General features: G+C 42.5%; 19 protein-coding genes. 13 read left to right on the top strand and 6 right to left on the bottom strand.

What is annotated here, in order from left to right:
• Positions 1-106: 106 nt before the first annotated feature.
• Positions 107-1,465: an MATE family efflux transporter gene (locus CSV69_RS04935; protein WP_099692865.1), complete on the bottom strand. Its 1,359-nt coding sequence runs from the start codon at positions 1,463-1,465 to the stop codon at positions 107-109.
• An 83-nt stretch (positions 1,466-1,548) separates the two neighbouring features.
• Between CSV69_RS04935 and CSV69_RS04940 the strand changes: the two genes are divergently transcribed.
• The 4 genes from CSV69_RS04940 to CSV69_RS04955 all read left to right on the top strand — a co-directional run bounded on the left by CSV69_RS04940 (position 1,549) and on the right by CSV69_RS04955 (position 7,208).
• Positions 1,549-2,622 (top strand): undecaprenyldiphospho-muramoylpentapeptide beta-N-acetylglucosaminyltransferase, encoded by a 1,074-nt coding sequence (locus CSV69_RS04940; protein WP_099692866.1) that lies wholly within the window; start codon positions 1,549-1,551, stop codon positions 2,620-2,622.
• Between the two features lie 186 nt (positions 2,623-2,808).
• Positions 2,809-5,619 carry a 2-oxoglutarate dehydrogenase E1 component gene (locus tag CSV69_RS04945; protein WP_099692867.1) on the top strand — a complete coding sequence of 937 codons (2,811 nt, stop codon included), beginning with the start codon at positions 2,809-2,811 and terminating at the stop codon, positions 5,617-5,619.
• A gap of 98 nt (positions 5,620-5,717) precedes the next feature.
• Positions 5,718-6,947, top strand: coding sequence for a 2-oxoglutarate dehydrogenase complex dihydrolipoyllysine-residue succinyltransferase (odhB, locus tag CSV69_RS04950; protein WP_085426223.1), 1,230 nt, complete (start codon positions 5,718-5,720; stop codon positions 6,945-6,947).
• Positions 6,948-7,010: 63 nt separating this feature from the next.
• Positions 7,011-7,208, top strand: a complete 198-nt coding sequence (locus tag CSV69_RS04955; RefSeq protein WP_085426222.1) for a DUF6501 family protein — start codon at positions 7,011-7,013, stop codon at positions 7,206-7,208.
• Positions 7,209-7,494: 286 nt separating this feature from the next.
• Here CSV69_RS04955 and CSV69_RS04960 read toward each other — a convergent pair whose 3' ends face one another.
• Complete coding sequence (locus CSV69_RS04960; protein ID WP_085426221.1) at positions 7,495-8,685, bottom strand: toxic anion resistance protein; 1,191 nt, start codon at positions 8,683-8,685, stop codon at positions 7,495-7,497.
• The gene (locus tag CSV69_RS04965; protein ID WP_085426220.1) at positions 8,675-9,334 is read right to left on the bottom strand and encodes a 5-bromo-4-chloroindolyl phosphate hydrolysis family protein; all 660 of its coding nucleotides are present in this window, start codon (positions 9,332-9,334) and stop codon (positions 8,675-8,677) included. The genes CSV69_RS04960 and CSV69_RS04965 overlap by 11 nt, the downstream gene beginning before the upstream one ends.
• 234 nt (positions 9,335-9,568) lie before the next feature.
• Here CSV69_RS04965 and CSV69_RS04970 point away from each other — a divergent pair, with 234 nt between their 5' ends.
• Both CSV69_RS04970 and CSV69_RS04975 read left to right on the top strand, forming a co-directional pair.
• On the top strand, positions 9,569-9,862 hold the full coding sequence (locus CSV69_RS04970) for a DUF1033 family protein (protein WP_099625234.1): 294 nt from the start codon (positions 9,569-9,571) through the stop codon (positions 9,860-9,862).
• Positions 9,863-10,072: 210 nt separating this feature from the next.
• On the top strand, positions 10,073-10,273 hold the full coding sequence (locus CSV69_RS04975) for a cold-shock protein (protein WP_085426218.1): 201 nt from the start codon (positions 10,073-10,075) through the stop codon (positions 10,271-10,273).
• Between the two features lie 47 nt (positions 10,274-10,320).
• Here CSV69_RS04975 and CSV69_RS04980 read toward each other — a convergent pair whose 3' ends face one another.
• Together CSV69_RS04980 and CSV69_RS04985 are read right to left on the bottom strand one after the other, a co-directional pair.
• Positions 10,321-11,007 carry a hypothetical protein gene (locus CSV69_RS04980; RefSeq protein ID WP_085426217.1) on the bottom strand — a complete coding sequence of 229 codons (687 nt, stop codon included), beginning with the start codon at positions 11,005-11,007 and terminating at the stop codon, positions 10,321-10,323.
• 168 nt (positions 11,008-11,175) lie between these two features.
• Positions 11,176-11,934, bottom strand: coding sequence for a hypothetical protein (locus CSV69_RS04985; protein ID WP_099692868.1), 759 nt, complete (start codon positions 11,932-11,934; stop codon positions 11,176-11,178).
• Positions 11,935-12,201: 267 nt separating this feature from the next.
• On the opposite strand from CSV69_RS04985, the gene CSV69_RS04990 reads away from it, so the two are divergent.
• Positions 12,202-12,567 carry a helix-turn-helix domain-containing protein gene (locus CSV69_RS04990; protein ID WP_085426215.1) on the top strand — a complete coding sequence of 122 codons (366 nt, stop codon included), beginning with the start codon at positions 12,202-12,204 and terminating at the stop codon, positions 12,565-12,567.
• Between the two features lie 110 nt (positions 12,568-12,677).
• Here CSV69_RS04990 and CSV69_RS04995 read toward each other — a convergent pair whose 3' ends face one another.
• Positions 12,678-14,276: an ABC-F family ATP-binding cassette domain-containing protein gene (locus CSV69_RS04995; protein WP_099692869.1), complete on the bottom strand. Its 1,599-nt coding sequence runs from the start codon at positions 14,274-14,276 to the stop codon at positions 12,678-12,680.
• A gap of 150 nt (positions 14,277-14,426) precedes the next feature.
• On the opposite strand from CSV69_RS04995, the gene CSV69_RS05000 reads away from it, so the two are divergent.
• From CSV69_RS05000 to CSV69_RS05025, 6 genes are all read left to right on the top strand, one after another.
• Positions 14,427-15,605: an MFS transporter gene (locus CSV69_RS05000; RefSeq protein ID WP_099692870.1), complete on the top strand. Its 1,179-nt coding sequence runs from the start codon at positions 14,427-14,429 to the stop codon at positions 15,603-15,605.
• A 73-nt stretch (positions 15,606-15,678) separates the two neighbouring features.
• Positions 15,679-16,635: an LCP family protein gene (locus CSV69_RS05005; RefSeq protein ID WP_099625231.1), complete on the top strand. Its 957-nt coding sequence runs from the start codon at positions 15,679-15,681 to the stop codon at positions 16,633-16,635.
• A gap of 73 nt (positions 16,636-16,708) precedes the next feature.
• Positions 16,709-17,905: an AI-2E family transporter gene (locus tag CSV69_RS05010; RefSeq protein ID WP_099692925.1), complete on the top strand. Its 1,197-nt coding sequence runs from the start codon at positions 16,709-16,711 to the stop codon at positions 17,903-17,905.
• Between the two features lie 314 nt (positions 17,906-18,219).
• Entirely contained in the window at positions 18,220-19,008 is a 789-nt protein-coding gene (gene modA / locus CSV69_RS05015; protein WP_099625230.1) for a molybdate ABC transporter substrate-binding protein, read from the top strand.
• A gap of 28 nt (positions 19,009-19,036) precedes the next feature.
• On the top strand, positions 19,037-19,711 hold the full coding sequence (modB, locus tag CSV69_RS05020; protein WP_199170394.1) for a molybdate ABC transporter permease subunit: 675 nt from the start codon (positions 19,037-19,039) through the stop codon (positions 19,709-19,711).
• 17 nt (positions 19,712-19,728) lie between these two features.
• On the top strand, positions 19,729-20,397 hold the full coding sequence (locus CSV69_RS05025) for an ABC transporter ATP-binding protein (protein WP_099692872.1): 669 nt from the start codon (positions 19,729-19,731) through the stop codon (positions 20,395-20,397).
• The last annotated feature ends 106 nt before the right edge of the window (positions 20,398-20,503 follow it).

Here is a 20,503-nt window from a genome sequence, read left to right on the forward strand (position 1 = left end):
ATTGAGCATACACGTACCTCTCTAACTGTTTATCCACGTAACGCAAACTACGCTTTCACAATAAAAAAAGTCAATGGAATAAAAACTCCATTGACCCGTAAACGTATCATGATTCCACTTCACGATACTTATTCTGTATAAACCGCAAACGGAACGATAGAATGACCGCACCGACCGTTAAGCCGGCAATCAGACCGACCCAATAGCCGAACGCGCCAAGTTCCGTAAAGCGTGCTAGCACAAACCCAGTAGGCAATCCAATTAGCCAGAACGACACGACGCCAACCAAGAACGTCATCGTCACATCTTTATACCCGCGTAGCGCACCTTGAATCGGAGCCTGCACAGCATCCGATAACTGGAACAATGCTGCATAAATAAAGAAATGCACGGCGAGTGTAATAATCTCTGCGTCCATCGTATACATAGAAGCAATAGACTCACGAAACATTAGTAATATGAATATGGATAGGAAACTGAAAACAACGGCGAACGCTATGCCGAGATACGTATACTCGCGCGCGTCTTTCGTTTTATTCGCACCAATCGACTGACCGACTAGTATCGTCGTACCCATCGAGACGCTTAACGGTACCATGTATAGAAGGGACGTAAAGTTAAGTGCTATCTGGTGAGCTGATATGACTTGTGCGGTATAGCTACTCATCAACAACGTCACGACAGAGAAGATACTTGTCTCGACGAAGATGGAGAGTCCTATCGGAACACCAATCAGTAAAATCTCTTTCCACCGTGGGAATGAAATCCGTTGCCAACCAGTAAACAGCGTAAACTCTTTAAAGTGGCGGGACGTCCAGGCAATCAATACCGCAATGAAAAATACGAGCCAATACGTGAATCCGGATGCATACCCAGCACCCGCACCCCCAAGCTCAGGGAAACCGAAGTTACCGAATATCAAGAGATAATTCAACATGATATTAATCGGTGCTGATAACAGGATGATGAACATCGATACACGTGTTGCCCCTAACGCATCAAAGAATGAACGCAGTACAGTGTAGGCCATCAGCGGAACCAATCCGATGCTCATACCCGTCAGGTAGGCGGACGCCACTTCTATAACCGGTGCATCCAGTGGCATTCTTGTGATAGCGGGTAACACGACCCAGTGGATCAAGACAAAAATGATTGCTGAAAGAGCGAGAGATACGTATAATGCTTGCTGGACAGTAGGGCGGACATCCTTTTTGTTCTTCGCACCGATTTGCTGTGCGATAATAGGAGTTAGACCCATGAGAATTCCGGAAAGGCCGGTATAGACCGGTATCCAGAAGGAACTACCGATGGTCACGCCTGCTAAGTGGAACGTATCATAGCGTCCTGTCATGAGAATATCGAAGAACGACATCAAGTACAGTGCCACTTGCGTAATGACAATGGGAATCATGATCTTAATGAAAATGGATGTTTTTTGTTGCAAAGGGTTCGTTACAGTAGTCATAGTTTTGATTTCCTCTACTAAAGTTTTTTACTTTGACTATTGTAGCATGAAAATATAGTAGGTAACGCGGAAGGATGGAATGAATGAAGCAACCGGTAGTCGTATTAACAGGTGGCGGGACAGCAGGGCATGTGTCCGTCAACCAAGCGTTAATTCCCATATTTTTAGATAAAGGATATAGTGTGCATTATATTGGTTCTCATGAAGGTATTGAAAAAGAGCTAATTGGAGAAGGTCATCCTGAAGTGGTCTATCACGCCATACAAAGTGGTAAGCTCCGCCGGTATTTCTCAATGAAAAATTTTACGGATCCATTTCGGGTCGGAGCGGGTACGCTACAAGCACTCGCTATTCTCCGCAAATTGAAGCCGGAGATCATCTTCTCTAAAGGAGGCTTCGTTTCAGTGCCGGTCGTTATGGCAGCCAAACTTGCGAATGTCCCTGTCGTTGTCCATGAATCAGACGTGACACCAGGACTTGCGAATAAATTGGCATTGCCGTTCGCATCACAAATTTTTACGGTCTTTGAACAGACGCTGCAATATGTGCCGACAACGAAATCTGCATGCACGGGCCCGATTATCCGTCCAGAGCTGTTTACGGGTAACCGAGAAGAAGGATTGCGTAGAACCGGTCTGAATTCGGAAAAGCCCGTGTTCATTATAATGGGAGGTAGTCAAGGCTCTGCTGTGTTGAATGTGGCGGTGCGCAATGAATTGCCTGCTTTGCTTGAGAAGTATCAGATCATTCATTTATGTGGTAAGGGGAATGTGGATGACAGTCTGGCGGTGGCGGGATACGTGCAGTATGAATATGTTACCGATGAATTGCCGGATCTACTCGCAGCGTCCGATTATGCAATTTCACGCGCGGGCTCGAATGCGATATTCGAACTTCTTGCAATCCATAAGCCAATGCTACTCGTTCCGTTAGCTGCTTCAAAGAGCCGTGGCGATCAAATATTGAATGCCAATTACTTTGCTTCTAAAGGATTGGCATTGCAAATTGAAGAAGAACAATTTGAAGTTCAGCCTGTTACAGAACAATTCGACGAACTCGTAAAGGAGAAAGCTCGATTGTTGTCGAATATTGAAAAGACGACAGAACCGAAGACGCCTGAAAAGATGGCAGAATTGATTTTGTCGTTCCAAAAATGAAAATGTACGCGAAGTACCTAAGAGGCGTAGTTTTCAGTATTATTTAATATATTTGCTAGTACTTTGCAGAAAACTATGCATATTAGGATTAATCCCTTTCAGTTCTAAGGTTTGCGTGCTATTATTGTAAAGAAGTAGTGAAAATAAACACAACACGCCGGTAGGCAAATGTGGAGGTTATATTACATGTCGAACAATGTGGATTCCCATCGTTCCCCGTATGCTGATTTTTCGGGTCCAAACCTTGGGTATGTAATGGAAATGTACGATCTGTTTAAAACAGATCAAGATGCAGTAGATCCTGATTTAGCAGAGCTATTCAGGAATTTTGGTGCGCCTCAGATGGATGATTCAGGTCAAGAGGCAGTTATAGCGCAAGGTTCCCAAACGGATTTGCGTAAAGTTCTTGCCGTTTATTCTTTACTTGAAGCTATTCGTTCTTATGGACATCTTGCAGCTGATATTTATCCATTAAACGATCGACCTAAAGATACATCCCGTCTTGAACTGTCTTATCATGGATTGACAGAAAGCGATCTGGTCGGATTGCCAGCAACTTTGTTCTTAAAAAATGTTCCAGCGACAGTGGAAAACGGATTGGATGCAATGAATTACTTGAAGTCTCTTTACACAGGCTCCATCGCATACGAATTCGCACACTTGATCGATGAAACAGAGCGTACGTGGATTCAATCAAAAATTGAAAACGGCGACGTACAGTCAAACTTGCAAGAAGACGAGAAAAAACAACTTCTTGAGCGTTTGACGGAAATTGAAGGATTTGAAAAGTTCATTCACCGTACATTCGTTGGAGCTAAACGTTTCTCTATCGAAGGTGTGGACACATTAGTTGTCTTAATCGACGAATTAATGCGTCGTTCTGAAGAAGCGGAAATGGAAAAAGTGCTAATCGGCATGGCTCACCGTGGACGTCTGAACGTGTTGACACATAACTTAAATAAACCATATGAAATGATGTTCGCAGAATTCGCAGGCGTACCTGCTTCACCGTTGTTGCCAAAAGACGGTTCTTTAGAAGTAACACGCGGCTGGTTCGGCGATGTGAAATACCATATGGGAGCTCTTCATAAAGGCAAATCGGGAATGAACCGCTTCTTAGCGTATAACCCGTCTCACCTTGAAGTAGTGAACCCGGTGATTACTGGACAGACTCGTGCTGCACAGGAAAACACGGATAGCCCAGGTATTCCAAAGCAAGATACTAACAAAGCATACGCGATCCTAGTACACGGTGATGCGGCGTTCCCAGGACAGGGAATCGTACCGGAATCATTCAACTATTCACGCGTTCGTGGTTTCAGAACAGGTGGATCGGTTCACGTCATTGCCAACAACACAATTGGCTTCACGACAGAATACTATGATTCCCGTTCTACACACTATGCATCCGATCCAGCAAAAGGCTTTGAAGTGCCTGTATTCCACGTGAATGCAGATCACCCAGAAGAAGTTTTAGCTGTCGCAAAACTGGCATTCGAATATCGCCAGCAGTTCGGTAAAGACGTCTTGATCGATTTAATCGGTTACCGTCGTTACGGGCACAACGAAATGGACGAGCCACTAGTGACGAATCCAGTGATGTACAACGAAATCCATAAACACCCGACAGTTCGCCAAATTTACGGACAACGCCTGGTCGAGCAAAAGCTCATGACTGACGAAGAAGTAAAGGCAATGGACAAGTCGGTCAACGCAACTATGCAAGAAGCTTACGATCATGTTAAAGAAGAATCTGCAGATGCACCTCAAATTTCCAATGCAACACCGGAAGTGGTACAAGCTGGACTTCCACGTGATCTAGAAACAGGGGTTTCGGAAGATCGCCTTCGTAAAATGAACGAAGAGCTATTAACGTATCCAACTGACTTCGCTGTCTTCAGCAAATTGGATAAAATATTAAAACGACGCCAAGAACCATTCAATGGTAAAGGCAAAATTGACTGGGCACATGCTGAGCAATTGGCATTCGGTTCCATCATTCAAGACGGTAAGCCTATCCGTATCTCTGGACAAGATATCCAGCGCGGTACGTTTGCACAACGTCACTTAGTTTTACATGATGAAAAAACAGGTGAAGAACTTGTTCCGTTGCATCATATTAGCGGATCTAACGCTTCGTTCGTGGCTTATAACAGTCCATTAACAGAAGCAGGAATCGTCGGATATGAATTCGGTTATAACTTAGAAGAAGACAAAACAATGTCTATTTGGGAAGCACAATACGGTGACTTCTCGAACATGGCACAAGTGATGTTCGACCAGTTCGTTTCTTCAAGTTATGCGAAGTGGGGACAGCAATCCGGCCTAGTGCTATTGTTGCCACATGCATTTGAAGGACAAGGACCAGAACACTCCAGTTCTCGTATTGAACGTTTCCTACAGCTTTGTGGAGAAAACAACTGGACAGTCGCGAATATTTCCAGTGCAGCAAACTACTTCCACGTATTGCGTCGCCAGTCGAAAATTCTCGGCAGCGAAGCAGAGCGTCCGCTAGTAATTGCAACGCCTAAGTCTTTACTTCGTCACCCACTAGTTGGAGCAGACGTTGAAGACTTAACGGAAGGTCACTTCAAGACAGTTCTTGAGCAACCTGGTACAGGAACTAAACCTGAAAAAGTGAAAAAGATCTTGTTCGCAAGCGGTAAGATGGCAATTGACTTGGCTGAGAAGATCAAAGACGGTGAAGGATTCGACTACTTGCACGTAATCCGTGTAGAGCAGCTATATCCATTCCCATCCGACAAAATCAAAGAAATCGTTGCTCGTTTCCCGAAAGCAAAAGATTTAGTATGGGTTCAAGAAGAGCCGAAGAACATGGGTACATGGTCATTCGCTTATCCATTCCTAGAAAAACTAGCTGACGGCAAGGACATTTCTTATGTCGGTCGTATCAAACGCTCAAGTCCTTCTGAAGGCGACGGCGCATCTCATAAAAAAGAACAAAACCGAATCATTGAAGAAGCTTTGAAAAAGTGATATAACAAGTAAAGAAGCTTTACAGAAAAAGTTAAAAACTACTTATACAAAGTAGCTTATCCGTTAAAAAACGGTATACCTACGAGGAGGAATTTATTGTGGCAGAGATCAGAGTACCTGAACTAGCAGAATCAATTACAGAAGGTACAATTGCAAAATGGTTGAAACAACCCGGTGAAAACGTGGATAAAGGTGAATTCATCGTTGAATTGGAAACAGATAAAGTGAACGTCGAAGTCATTTCAGAAGAAGCAGGTGTATTGTCTGAACTATTGGCTGCAGAAGGCGACACAGTTGAAGTTGGCCAAGTAATCGCGATTGTAGGCGAAGGTTCAGGTGCACCGGCACAACAAGCTCCACAAGCAACTGAAGCAGCAGCGCCAGCACCTGCACAAAAAGAAGAAACTCCGGCTCCAGCAGCAGCTGTAGCAGAAGAAACTTCTTCTTCAGACCGCACAATTGCAAGTCCAGCAGCACGCAAGCTTGCACGTGAAAAAGGTATCAATCTTGCGGACGTATCACCTGTTGATCCAATGGGTCGCGTACGCGCACAAGACGTATCTGCTCACAACAACGCTCCTGCACCTGCTGCGGCGGCTCCAGCTCCTAAAGCAGAAGCGAAAGACGATGGCCGTATCACTCGTGAAAAAATGACTCGTCGCCGTCAAACAATCGCTAAGCGTTTGCTTGAGGTTAGACAATCAACAGCAATGTTGACTACATTCAACGAAATTGATATGTCGAAAATGATGGAACTTCGTTCACGCAAAAAAGACCAGTTCTTCGAGCAAAACGATGTACGTCTAGGCTTCATGTCATTCTTCACGAAAGCAGTCGTTGCTGCATTGAAGAAGTACCCATATGTTAACGCTGAAATCGATGGCGATGAAATCCTATTGAAGAATTACTTTGATATCGGTATCGCAGTATCTACTGACGGTGGACTAGTTGTACCAAACGTAGTAGATGCAGACCGTAAGAGTTTCGCACAAATCGAAGCATCTATCGGAGAGCTTGCAAAAAAAGCACGCGACAACAAGTTGACATTGGCTGATATGACAGGCGGTTCATTCACAATTACAAACGGTGGAGTATTCGGTTCACTATTGTCTACTCCAATCCTAAACGGTACACAAGTAGGAATCTTGGGTATGCATACTATTCAGAAGCGTCCAGTAGCTATTGGTGACAATATCGAAATTCGCCCAATGATGTATGTTGCACTTTCTTACGATCACCGTGTAATTGATGGTAAAGATTCTGTAGGATTCTTGAAGATGGTTAAAGAGTTGCTTGAAAACCCTGAAGACCTTCTACTAGGTTCTTAATTAACACAATCCAAGCGACCCGCTAATCAGCGGGTCGTTTTTATTTAGAAGGGGAGAGGTTTTATGTCATATTTACAATGGTTGGATGAGCCTACTTTGAAGACAGTAACGTGTACGCACACGGATGCAGCGAAGTTTTTCGTTAGTAATATGCTGACGGTGGGGAAGGCGTATGACGTGAAGAACGAGACCGAGGAGTTTATTTTCGTAGTAGACAATTCCGGCAAAGTCGGCGGGTATTATAAGACGTATTTTGAGTGAATAGATAGAGATGGGGAGACAGTTCTTAATTGAACTGTCTCTTTTTATTGTGTTTTGAAGTTCGATTTGTGAGGAAGTTAGTGAGGGCAATCGCGGTGCCGCTCATTGATTTGGTTAAGTGATCTTAGAACCTGGTTAAGTGCTCTATGACATCTCTCATCCGCTCTATCGGGGACCTCGGTCGCTCATAGACATCCGACAAGCGATCATAGAGACACGGCAACCGCTCATAGCCTGACTTCACATGTCACTACTTACAACAAATCATACAAAAAAACCGTCTCTCTTATGAGGGACGGTTTTGTGACTCTTCATATACAGCTAATAAACGTGTCTTGAGGTCTTGTTCCATTCTGGCAATCTCGGTCTCGGCAGCTTTTCGTTTTGCGCGACCGTCTGCTTGGATCAGCAATGTCTCTTCGATTGTCTGGATCAAGTTCTCTTGTGTGGTTTTCAATGTATCAATTTCAATAATGCCTTTTTCATTCTCTTTCGCTGTCTCAATACTATTCACTTTCAACATTTCAGAGTTGCGAAGTAGTAAATCATTCGTTGTCTTCGTCACAAGCTTCTGTGACTCCACAGCCTTTTGCTGACGGTTGAGTGTTAAAGCAATCGCAATCTGGTTCTTCCAAAGGGGAATAGCTGTCATGATGGACGCCTGAATCTTCTCAGCTAACGTTTGGTTCGTTTGTTGGATCATTCGAATCTGTGGCGCACTTTGAATCGTGATTTGGCGTGATAGTTGCAAGTCGTATAGGCGTTTTTCAAGACGATCTACAAATTGCGCCATGTCGTTGACTTCTTGGACCATCATTTGATCATCTGACGCCTGTGCTTTTTTATGCAATTCTGGAATAATCGTGCTATTGATTTCATCAATCTTTAATTCTGCAGCTGCAATGTAGACGTTCAGTGCTTGGAAGTAGGTTTTGTTTTGTTCATACAAATTATCCAGCATGCGGACATCTTCCATTAAACCACGTTTGGAGTGTTCTAGTTGAACGCTTATTTTATCGACTTGTGTGCCGAGTTTTTCGTATTTTGTCATGATTTCTTTAATAGGGCGAGTAGCCTTGTTGAATAAACGGCTTAGTCCCGATTTCTTTTTATCCGATAGATCATCTGTATCGATTTCGGATAATTTGGCCATTAATTCGTTCAGTACATCACCGACAGGGCCGATATCTTTGCCTTGAACATGGTCAAGCATTTTGTGAGAGAAGTTGGAAAGTTCATTTTGTGCATTGGCGCCATAGGAAATGACGGCTTCGTAATTGCCTACCGGAATCTGTGAAGCCAATTGTCTTGCTTTGACTTGTTCTTCGGGTGTTAAACGGTCAATGAGTTTGACAGGTGCTGTCTCATCCGCAAGCGAGTTTTCCATCTCTTTTGGAAGTAGGCTAGCGTCCATATCGAACGGATTGCCGAGTAAATCGTCTACTGATTTTTCTTCTAGTGTGTGTTTATCTGTCATTAGAATGTTCCCCTTTCGATTCGAGCAACGGTTTGTTTCTCTTGAGTGTAATGTCCACATAATCAATTTCCATGCGTAGTTTCTCTAAATCGGTTGCTACGGCATTTCGAAGATCGCGTTCCATTTCGAGACTTAAATCGGCTAATGTTTCGCGTGTATGCTGCAAGGCAACTTTGATCTCTTGATCTTTTAATGGTTGATTCACTAGCAAGCTATACTTTGAAGTAAGTTCTACGACCGAGTCCAAGTGCGCATAGAAAAAGCTCTCGACTTGATAGAACTTCCGTGGGTTGTTTTGGACAATTTTGATGATACGTCGAGCCATTGAAGACATGTCGTACACTTGTCTAAATGCTTGAATCGAACGTACTTGTCCATACATATTACCGAGTTGTTTCAGTTTTTTCTTGGATTCACTCAATTGTTGTTCAATATGTTTATATTCAGAGCGCGCCATACCGAATTGTTTCAGTGTGGAACGTAACTGCAGTTCTTTAATGGCTACGTTGCCTCCTGCATACATGGCAATCCCGATTGCGGACCCTAGGAAGAAATTGATGCTCGTCCCACCGATGAGGATGAACCATGTCAGGAAACTAGTAGGCGCCATAATTAAGTGTCGTGTGAAAAAGTTTTTTATATTCGTCATGATTGTTCAGGCCACCTTCCATTCTGACTCTATATAATACTTACGGATTAACTGCGAAAAGGTTTCATTTATCGTGCAGACAGTAAGGTTACTGGAGCCTATCTCAATTATAGCCGAAAATGGTCGAAAACTCATATATTACGCCACGTGAATCATTTTACTTTGAATAGTGGGAAGGATTTGCTAAAATGAGTATCATTCCTGCATAGCGCAAGATAAAGGAGTGCATACTGAATGTATGAAGTGGTATACATGAAGGCGGACTTTGAGCCGTGGTGGATGTTTGAAGAGTGGAGAGACTATAGCGTCACATCCAAAACATTTACGAATGAAATCGAAACGCAAGCATATATTGAAGAAGTGATCAGCAAGATGGAATCATACTTTGAGCATTATGAAGTTCGTAAAGGTTGTTTCCACGCATTTTGGTCGACAACCGAAAAACATTATTGCGATGGCTGTGAAGGAGATTTACAATTGTATCACGGTATCATTGTGTTACTAAACGGTGAACCGAACATATCGTAAGAACATTCTGTAAAAAGTGTTATTTATTTATTGACAATCAAGTTAAATATGTTATACTTAACGTAAGTAAATTAATCGAACGACCGTATGCTAAGTGATTCACCTATTACAAAAGTGATCGGCGACGTCGGTATCTTTTGTAATACGTGAATTTTTTGCTTTGCTAAGGTTCGTGTATTAATAAGTACGTATATTTTTGGAGGTAATCGAATGAAACAAGGTACAGTAAAATGGTTTAACGCAGAAAAGGGCTTCGGTTTTATCGAAGTTGACGGAGAAGAAGACATCTTTGTACACTTCTCAGCAATCCAAGGCGACGGATTCAAATCTCTTGACGAAGGTCAGCAGGTTGAATTTGAAGTTGTCGAAGGAAACCGTGGTCTACAAGCAGCTAACGTTGTTAAAATCTAAACCACTTGAAAAGGCGCCCATTGTGGCGCCTTTTTGTTTGCGGAAAATTAAGGTTGTGTCACGGTTTCGAGACTAGAAGTAACCACAAATTCTTCTTCGCCTTCCATAGACATCGTGGATTCACGTTTTACTTCCCCGAAATCCTTCACGATATAAATCCTATTCACAAAATCCTTCCCAGCCTGTTCAATGACAACTGCATCCTCGAATTGCTGATAAGGTGTCTCTACTGAGGCATTCATCTCGACGATCTTCCAGTCATCAAACGTAGTTCCGACTTCGATAGGGCCCTTCAAATACGTTCGGATCGGCTTCATGGACTTTAATTCCTCTGGTGTAGGAACGCCAGCATCCAATTCGATGTGTTCTTCCTGCAAGACTTGAATTTCATCCCCATTGATCTTATACACTTTTTGAACGAATGTACCTCCGTTATTTTCATGAATGACGACATAATCTTGCGAAGGTCTCGCTACGGTGATATCTAATTCAGCATATTCATTTCCTACGCCTTTATAATGTGCGCTGGAACCGTCGGGAAGAAAGTACTCCAATAAAGACACATCGGTCAGATTCGCATCGTCATTTTGCTGATCCTTCTTTTCGTCAGTCTTTCCTACGGTACCTGTCTTGGAAGAGCCCGTCTTATCATCAAGGGACGTAACAGGTTTATTTGAGCATCCAGCAAGCACGAGAAACAGCACAACCATCAGAAACCAAAGATTACGTTTCATAATGAAAAACCTCCTTTTATTTTGTGGTATTCCCTTATTAGTAGAAGCTATTCATATCAAGTGAAGAATAGGGAAGCGTAAACGTATGTAGTTTCAAGAAAAAGACTACCCAAAGTTCGAACTTCTGGATAGTCTTCCTACATAGTCTATTTATTATACTTCCATTAATTAAGGCTGCGTCATATTTTCTAAAGTGGACGTTACAACGTAATCCGGTTCTCCTGCGATCGTCATGATCGACTCCCGTTTTACCTCGCCAAAGCCTTCAGCCAAATATATTCTATTGACGAAATCACTATCAACTTGCTCTACAACTACCACGTCGTCAAATTGTTGATAAGGTGTCTGTAGGGAAGCGCCGACTTCAATAATCGTCCAATCATCAAATGTCGTCCCCACTTGAATAGGTTCCTTCAAATACGTTCGAATGGGAACCATAGCATCCAATTCAGCCGGTGTCGGCAATAGTACATTGAAATCAACGGGTTCCTCCTTCACAAGTTGAATCTGGTCACCTTCCAATTTGTAGACCTTTTGAATGTAGGAACCACCATTATTTTCACGAATGACGACATAATCGGGTGCTGGTCGGGATATAGTATTAGCCATTTGCGCGAATTCATTCCCGACACCTTCATAATATACACTCGTGTCGTCAGGAGGGAAGTAATCCAACAAGGTATCAGGAATAGCCTGTGGATCGGCTGTTGTTTCAGGTTCCTCCACAGCATCTTCTTCGATATTTTCATCTATTTCAATTTCAGTATCGGGAATAGTCACTTCTGGTTCGATGTGTTCAAATATCGTGTCATCATCAACGGGTGGAGCAGGGCTACTTGTATTATCAGTCGATGCAGGCTTGGACCCACATCCAGCAAGTACTAAAAGAAGTGTAGCTATCAGAAACCATACAGTATGTTTCTTCATAAGAAAACCTCCTTTTATTCTTATAGTATTCCCTTAATTGATAGAAATAAATCACAGGATAATCAATAAATATAACTATTTTTATAACTTCATTAATACCAATCTTTTTTTCACCATCAACAACTAGGAACATACGGTCTATTATCCTATTGCATAGTTATAAGAAACCTGGTTCCAAATAATCCTAGTTCTTTACAATTCTCCTCGCACCACATAGTTTGCTATACTATAACTATCTCACGTACAGCAATCAAGGAGGGAAGATCAATGAAGAGTACATTTGTCATTCGTCAGAGAGCTTTTCTGAAGCTCTACATGCTACATAAAGCAGAAGAGGGGAACTTGTATGGTCTACAAATATTAGATGACCTTCTAGACCATTTCAGAGACCTTGGTTACCGTCCGACTAAGTCTGAAGTATATAAATCGCTTCATGATTTACTAAACGACGGCCTGATTGTTAGACATCCGGTCCATAAGCAAGGGACGGAGATGCAGACACTTTACATCTACCGTATAGGGGATCAGGAAAAGGTGAAAGCGTACAAAGACTTAATCAAGTTTGAACTGGATCGATCCATATCGTTACTTAACAGAGCGTTAGTAGACAACTACTCGCAAAAAAGAAAATAACAAAAAGGAAAAGAGAAGCTACGGCTTTTCTTTTTTTCATATAGTTTGTACGAACGAAAAAAGACTATCCTAGAAATTGTTGCTAGGATAGTCTCAAGATTACCTATATATTATGCTTTCTGACCTTTAAACTCCAAATACTCATCATATGTCATCGATTTATCAAAGATCGTTCCATCATCATTGATCTCGATTACACGATTAGCGATTGTTTGGATGAACTGATGGTCATGTGATGTGAAGATCATAGCGCCTTTAAACGCAATTAAACCATTGTTAAGCGCTTGGATAGACTCCAAGTCCAAGTGGTTTGTCGGTTCATCAAGCAACAAGACGTTCGCACTTGTAAGCATCATTTTCGATAGCATACAACGAACTTTTTCTCCACCTGATAATACGCTAGGACTTTTCTTCACTTCTTCACCAGAGAACAACATACGTCCAAGGAATCCACGCAAGAATGTTTCTGTTTCATCTTCAGGAGAGTATTGACGCAACCAATCGACTAGCGTCTGCTCCGAACCTTCAAAGTACTCCGAGTTGTCCATTGGGAAGTATGCGTTAGTTGTTGTAACGCCCCATTTAATCACTCCAGAATCCGGCTCAGTTACTCCAGCGAGCATATCAAGCATTGCTGATTTCGCAAGTGGGTTACCAATCAAAACGATTTTGTCTTCTTTATCGAGTGAGAAAGAAGCATCTTTAATCATTGTTTTGCCATCAACTGTTTTCGTAACATCTTTAACAGATACAACATCGTTACCGATTTCGCGTCCCATTGTAAAGTTGACGAATGGGTAACGGCGAGAAGATGGTTTGATGTCATCCAACTCAATTTTTTCCAATGTCTTTTTACGTGAAGTGGCTTGTTTGGATTTTGAAGCGTTGGCACTGAAACGCGCGATAAACGCTTGCAATTCCTGAACTTTTTCTTCTTTTTTCTTGTTTGACTCTTGAGATAGTTTCAACGCCAGTTGGCTGGACTCATACCAGAAGTCATAGTTACCAGCGTAGATCTGGATTTTACTGAAATCAAGATCCGCAATATGTGTACATACTTTATTCAAGAAGTAACGGTCATGGGAAACGACTATGACAGTGTTTGGGAAGTTGATTAAGAATTCTTCTAACCAACGAATTGCTTTAGTGTCCAAGTTGTTTGTTGGCTCATCCAGTAGCAAAACGTCCGGCTTGCCGAATAATGCTTGTGCAAGCAATACTTTTACTTTGTTTGATCCGTCCAGTTCAGACATTTTGGAGTGGTGCATACTTTCAGGAACGCCAAGACCTTGAAGGAGTACAGAAGCTTCAGATTCTGCTTCCCATCCATTCATATCTGCGAATTCGCCTTCGAGTTCAGCTGCACGCATGCCGTCTTCATCGGAGAAGTCTTCCTTCATATAAATAGCGTCTTTTTCTTTCATCACTTCATACAGCTCTTTGTAGCCCATGATGACAAGATCCATTACTTCATATTCTTCGTATTCAAAGTGGTTCTGTTTCAAGACAGCCATACGCTCGTCTTTTCCAAGAATAACATTACCTGTTTGAGGTTCAAGTTCACCTGACACGATTTTGACAAATGTAGATTTTCCTGCGCCATTCGCTCCAATTAATCCATAGCAATTACCTGGATTGAACTGTATATTGACGTCTTCGAATAGCTTGCGGTCGCCGAAGCGAAGACTTAAATTACTAACTGCTAACATATATAATATCCTCCTAAGTTCACAATGTTCCTAGTATACATTAAAATTACGTGAAATGGAATGTTTGAACTAGTACTGTTTACAAATTTGATTTACGATATAATGATGATAGACGATCTATACGAATTATGAGTAAAAGGAGTCTTGGTATTGCGCTCTAAATCTAGTCAAATTCTTTTATTATTTGCGATCTTCTTAGTCGCGCTCAATTTACGACCAGCCATTACATCTATTGGGCCCATGCTGGATATTATTCGAGATGATTTGGCGTTGTCTAACACACAAGTGAGTCTCTTAACTGTTATTCCAGTCATTTGCATGGGGGTATTCGCCATGCTCGCACCGATACTGAATAAAGCGATCGGCTTAAACAAGACGATGTACTTAATGTTGCTGTTACTTGCTGTAGCAACCGGAATTCGCTTTTCGGTTACGTCATTTAGTGTATTATTACTGACAGCTTTCATTGCGGGAGTCGCGATTGCCGTTATTGGACCTTTGCTGTCCGCGCTAATCAAACAGTATTTTCCGATGCATGTTGCAGTAGTAGTCGGCATTTATTCATTCGGTATGGGGATGGGGGCGACGCTAAGCACAGGTTTAACGGGGGTCTTTTATGAAAAAGCAGGGTCCTATTCATTTGCGCTAGCCGTTTGGGCCGCTATTGCGATTCTAGGAATGATTGCGTGGGCAGTCACTGCCAAGCATCCAATTGAAGTGAAGCAAGTGTCAGAACAACCTGTAGTAAAAGGGGAAAATCCATGGCGCAGCAAGAAGGCATGGAGTTTCCTTATATTCTTCGGTTTACAGACGGCATTGTTCTTCTCCGTTTTAACGTATCTCGTTCCGATTGCTGTATCGAACGGCATGACGCTTTTACAGGCGGGGACATTGCTTAGTTTGATGACGGTTGTGCAGATCTTCATGAATATCGGTTTCCCGATTGTCTTGCAGAAGTTTACAAGTAGAACGCCAGCACTTGTTGTAATTCTCGCGCTCGGTATCGTGTCGATCGGCTTGATGTGGACGGCAGATCCGTTGTGGTTCGCAATCGGCGTACTCGTGATGGGCATTCCGCTCGGTGGATTATTCCCGATTTGCTTGCTCATGCCAATGGACGCTACTGATACAGCCGAAGAAACGAATTCTTGGACTGCGATGATGCAGACAGGGGGGTTCATCATAGGTGGAATCTTGCCTCTACTCGTCGCTTCCTTATATGACTACACAGAAAATCATTACGTTACATTGTTCGTATTTCTTCTTTTATTTGTGGCAATGCTAGGACTAGCGTTGCAAATAGGTCGATCCGCCAAGCAAAGCTCGTGACTGGACGCAACCCGTTGTGAACAGAAACGTCCTGATAACTGGATACACACGGATAATGGAGGAATGACGCTACATGGATGAACACTTCGACGAACAGCAGCCACATCGCAGGAAAAAGAAGCGTAAATTACGCGTTGGCAGAGTTTTTATAACAGCAGTATTGCTATTCACTGTAACGATTTCGGCTTATAGCTACTTTCAATATAAACAAGGCAAGGCAATGACAGCGGGCAGCAAGATCAACCCTGGAGAATTTCAAGGCGATTTGCTAAACCCGCAAGATCCAACGACAGAGAATTATTTATTGCTCGGTGTCGATAATGATGGATCAGGAAAATACCGTACCGATACGATGATGGTATTATCTTGGGACCAAACAGCTGGTACCGCACATTTAATTTCATTTATGCGAGATATTTATGCACAGATCCCAGGGTACCAGTCGTATAAACTGAATACCGCCTATTACTTGGGTGGTGTCCAAACTGCGAAAGAAACGATTTCGGGGATGTTCAATATACCTATTCATCATTACGCAGTCGTCGATTTTGATAATTTCGAATCCATTATGGACATTGCGTTTCCGAAGGGTCTTGAAATGAACGTTCAAAATGAAATGTCTGAAAAAATCGGAGTCACGCTAAAACCTGGCGTCCAGCGATTAAACGGCAAAGAGTTACTTGGTTATGCACGATTCCGCGCAGATGATGAAGGGGATTTCGGGCGAGTCAATCGCCAGCAGGAAGTGATTCAAGCAGTAAAGGACGAGCTATTTAGCGTATCAACAGTCTTGCAAGCACCGAAAGTAGCTGGTGCACTCGATAACTTCATTGAGACGGACCTCACTTCAAAGGATGAGCTAACAAGAGTGCTGACAATTGTTGCGAAACGTAAACTGGATCTTCAAACATTACGTATTCCAGTTGAAGGAAGTTATTCTTTTACTTCCTATAGTCACGCAGGATCTGTAATTGATATTGATTTAGATAAAAATAGAGAAGCGATTCGTTCGTTTTTAGCTACACCATAACGGATCGAATAAAGGGGGGAGTGAAACATTGAGGCAGCCACCAAAAAAATCTTCTTTACGGAACTTCTGGTCGATACCCTCGACTTCACCGGTTGTTGGATTTCTCGGTGGTCAATCTACATTGTTTGTTTTACTTTGTTTATTGTTCATTGGATTGATCATCTTGGTCTTCACTCAAGTTTCATTTATTTTCTATCCGATTAAAGTGTTTTTCTCAACTGTTGTTTTACCGGTCGTACTCGCGACGATTTTGTATTACTTAATGCGTCCGATTCTTCGGTTTTTGGAAGAACGTCTGCGTATACCACGCGTCTACGGAATCTTGATTATTCTACTAGCGACTGCAGGTTTACTAACATTAGTGATTTTCTTAGTATTACCGTTCCTGCGTTTACAGATGATCAATCTATTCGATGAATTCCCAACGTATTTTAAACAGTTAATTTTGGACACCGATCAGTTTTTCCGCAACTCCATATTTGCGCCGGTTTATGAAGGATTCAACTTTAACGTGAATAGCTTCCTTGATTCTGGTTTTGAGAGTATCGGTACGTTCTTCACGGAAACTATAGGTGGCATCGCATCAGGTATTACTTCCTTCGTTTCTGCGTTAACAGGAATCATTTTGAGTATTTTTACGGTACCACTCATACTGTTTTACTTACTGAAAGACGGTGAGAAGTTGCCCCAAATGATTTTGCGTATGTTGCCTCCACGTTTGCGAGACGATGCATCGATCATCTTCCGCAATGCAGATCGGCAAATCAGTGCGTATATTCAAGGACAAATTCTGGTTGCTATTGCGATTGGAATCATGGTGTCGATTGGCTTCCTCATTATTAAAATGAAATATGCATTGTTGCTCGGGGTACTTGCGATGTTCACGAGTATTGTACCGTATTTAGGTCCAGTCATTGCTATTACGCCCGCAGCTATTATCGCGATTGTCACATCACCGTTCATGCTGGTGAAGCTTGCGATTGTTTGGACGATTGTGCAAGTAATCGAAGGGAAGTTCATTTCACCGCAAATCATGGGGAAATCACTACATATCCACCCGATCACGATTATTTTCGTCCTACTGACAGCCGGTTCGCTATTCGGTGTCGCTGGAGTGATTCTCGGGATTCCTGCGTATGCGCTGCTGAAGGTAGTCGCGACGCATATGTTTTACTTGTTCACGCTGCGCTATAATCGTTTCGAGACAGATGAAGAGATGTATTATGATGCAGATTCGCTTGAGGAATATTATGAGATAGATAGAGAGTAACCCGCCGGTAGAAGGCGGGTTACTTTTTTGTTTATAGAAATATGTGCGCGCTCATAGAAACGCTCGATGTGCTCTTAGAGTCTAGTTAATCGCTCTATGACATGCGATTTCCGCTCTATCACACTTCGCGAGCGCTCATAGAAATAACTAAGTGATCATAGAACACCTATAACCGCTCATAGCAACCACGCAACTCACGCAACTCCTGAGACTGCTAGAGAATGATCATGGCGAATGATAGGCCCGTTTCATTTCAAAGCATATTATGATACTTTTAACTATAATTAGTTATATGTGTTAGGGGGTATTACATAGTGAAACATTTTTTACTTTCTACTTTGTTCGTTATGCTAACTATTTTTCTGATAGGATGTTCAGATACGGATAATACGGATGCAACAGATCAAGAAACACCTGAAGCTGAAATATTAGTCTCAGCTGCCGCTAGCTTAACTGACGCACTTGAAGACTTGAAAGCAGATTTTGAAGAAGCCAACGAAGGTGTTACCGTTACATACAACTTCGGAAGTTCTGGTAAACTGGCAACCAATATTGAAAATGGCGCGCCGTCTGATGTCTTCTTATCAGCAAGTTCAAAAGACATGAATGAAATGGAAGACAAAGGCTTACTCATCAATGAATCAAGAAAAGACTTTACTGAGAATGCGCTCGTATTGATTGCACACAAAGATTCTGACAGTACGATTTCTTCATTTGAAGAAATTGATCCGGCAGCACTCAATCATTTCGCAGTAGGCGAGCCGGAATCCGTTCCGGTTGGACGCTATACGAAAGAGACATTTGAAAACTTGGATTTATGGGAGCCTTTGAAAGAAAAGTTAGTTTTAGGATCCGACGTACGGCAAGTGTTGACACATGTGGAAATGGGCAATGCGGATTACGGTGTCGTGTACTCGAGCGACGCGTTCATTTCGGACGATGTGAAAGTATTGGCTGTGGCAGACACGGGTTGGCACTCGCCAATCGTCTATCCTGGGGCTGTTGTTAAAGACTCGAAGCATCAGGAAGCTGCACAGCAATTCCTTAATTATTTAACGGGTGCTGAAGGTAAAGAGGCATTACAGAAGTTTGGATTTAAGTAAATGAAAGGGGGGAGAAGGCGTGCTGGAAATGGATTACTCTCCATTGTTATTATCTTTAAAAGTGGCTGCCATCTCCACTTTCTTTGTATTTATAGTTGGTGTGTTCATTGCATATTTGCTCGCAAAGCGTGATTTTTTCGGAAAAAGTATATTGGAAGCCCTGTTTTTGCTGCCACTTGTGTTACCCCCGACTGTTGTTGGATTCGGTTTACTTATTTTATTCGGCAAAAAAGGCTGGATTGGAAGTTGGTTACTTGAGTGGTTCGATTTTCAGATTGTCTTTACGTGGATTGGCGCTGTCATTGCTTCGATTGTTGTGTCATTTCCGCTGATGTATCAAAGTGCTGCGGCCGCTTTTGACAGTTTGGATGAACGGCTATCCAATGCCGCGCGTACGATGGGCGCTTCTGAATGGCGCGTCTTCTGGTCAGTAGTGTTTCCGCTCGCTTGGCCTGGATTGCTGGCAGGGTTGGTGCTTTCATTCGCAAGGGGACTTGGGGAGTTTGGTGCTACGTTGATGTTGGCAGGGTACATACCGGGTAAAACCGACACCATTCCAATGGCGATCTACTTTGCAGTGGAGTCGGGTCAGATGGAAAAGGCGACGTTTTGGGTCGTTATCATCATTACATTCGGATTTAGTTTGATTTTATGGGTGAACTGGTGGAGCAAACGTAATATGAGACGTTTTACAAAATTGTGAGTCTAGGGGGAATCGACATGTTGGATGTAGAAATCACTAAACAGCTCGCACACTATGAGATGAATATTCATTTTCAAATGTGTTCAGAGATACTTGTATTAGTTGGTCGATCAGGCTCTGGTAAGACCACTATCCTGAACAGCATTGCGGGGCTTACACACCCAGATTCCGGCATGATTCTTTCAAAAGAACAAACCTTTTATGAAACCGGCGAAAAACCATTGCCCGCTCGTGATCGTCAAATCGGTTATTTATTCCAAGATTATGCGTTATTTCCGCATAAGACAGTGGAGAAGAATATTTGGTTTGGTGTTAAAAAGAATCGGCGAAAAGAGAGTACCGAAACCATTCGTGAGTTACTTCACGTACTGGGCATTGAACATTTATTGCAGAAGTATCCGCACCAAATCTCGGGTGGTGAAAAGCAACGTGTTGGCTTAGCGAGAGCGTTAGCTACACAACCTTCCGTACTATTGCTCGATGAACCATTATCCGCTCTCGATAGAGAAACACGTAAACAGTGTCAGGATGAGCTATTACGCCTGCACGACCGTTGGAAAATCCCTTTTATTGTCGTTACGCATGATTTAGATGAAGCAGAACGTCTTGGAGACCGGATTATTTATTTAAATGAAGGACAAATTAAAGATGAAAAGTGGAAAAAACAATTGATTTCCACCTATTAACACACAGAAAGCTCCGATTTCATATCTGAGCTTTTTTATGTTTTGTGTAATCTTCGGAGAACCGCTATAATGCTTAGTAACTGATATGTATCGAAATGGATTCACT

The organism is Sporosarcina sp. P26b (assembly GCF_002743245.1).
GTDB lineage: Bacteria > Bacillota > Bacilli > Bacillales_A > Planococcaceae > Sporosarcina > Sporosarcina ureae_C.

Bases quoted from the DNA above. Each gene is read 5' to 3' on its own strand.
- CSV69_RS04980 (WP_085426217.1), bottom strand. From the start codon at position 11,007: ATGAAACGTAATCTTTGGTTTCTGATGGTTGTGCTGTTTCTCGTGCTT.
- CSV69_RS04985 (WP_099692868.1), bottom strand. From the start codon at position 11,934: ATGAAGAAACATACTGTATGGTTTCTGATAGCTACACTTCTTTTAGTA.
- CSV69_RS04945 (WP_099692867.1), top strand. From the start codon at position 2,809: ATGTCGAACAATGTGGATTCCCATCGTTCCCCGTATGCTGATTTTTCG.
- CSV69_RS04940 (WP_099692866.1), top strand. From the start codon at position 1,549: ATGAAGCAACCGGTAGTCGTATTAACAGGTGGCGGGACAGCAGGGCAT.
- modB (WP_199170394.1), top strand. From the start codon at position 19,037: ATGGATTACTCTCCATTGTTATTATCTTTAAAAGTGGCTGCCATCTCC.
- CSV69_RS04965 (WP_085426220.1), bottom strand. From the start codon at position 9,334: ATGACGAATATAAAAAACTTTTTCACACGACACTTAATTATGGCGCCT.
- CSV69_RS04955 (WP_085426222.1), top strand. From the start codon at position 7,011: ATGTCATATTTACAATGGTTGGATGAGCCTACTTTGAAGACAGTAACG.
- CSV69_RS04995 (WP_099692869.1), bottom strand. From the start codon at position 14,276: ATGTTAGCAGTTAGTAATTTAAGTCTTCGCTTCGGCGACCGCAAGCTA.
- CSV69_RS04975 (WP_085426218.1), top strand. From the start codon at position 10,073: ATGAAACAAGGTACAGTAAAATGGTTTAACGCAGAAAAGGGCTTCGGT.
- CSV69_RS04970 (WP_099625234.1), top strand. From the start codon at position 9,569: ATGTATGAAGTGGTATACATGAAGGCGGACTTTGAGCCGTGGTGGATG.
- CSV69_RS04935 (WP_099692865.1), bottom strand. From the start codon at position 1,465: ATGACTACTGTAACGAACCCTTTGCAACAAAAAACATCCATTTTCATT.
- CSV69_RS05005 (WP_099625231.1), top strand. From the start codon at position 15,679: ATGGATGAACACTTCGACGAACAGCAGCCACATCGCAGGAAAAAGAAG.
- CSV69_RS04960 (WP_085426221.1), bottom strand. From the start codon at position 8,685: ATGACAGATAAACACACACTAGAAGAAAAATCAGTAGACGATTTACTC.
- CSV69_RS05025 (WP_099692872.1), top strand. From the start codon at position 19,729: ATGTTGGATGTAGAAATCACTAAACAGCTCGCACACTATGAGATGAAT.
- CSV69_RS04990 (WP_085426215.1), top strand. From the start codon at position 12,202: ATGAAGAGTACATTTGTCATTCGTCAGAGAGCTTTTCTGAAGCTCTAC.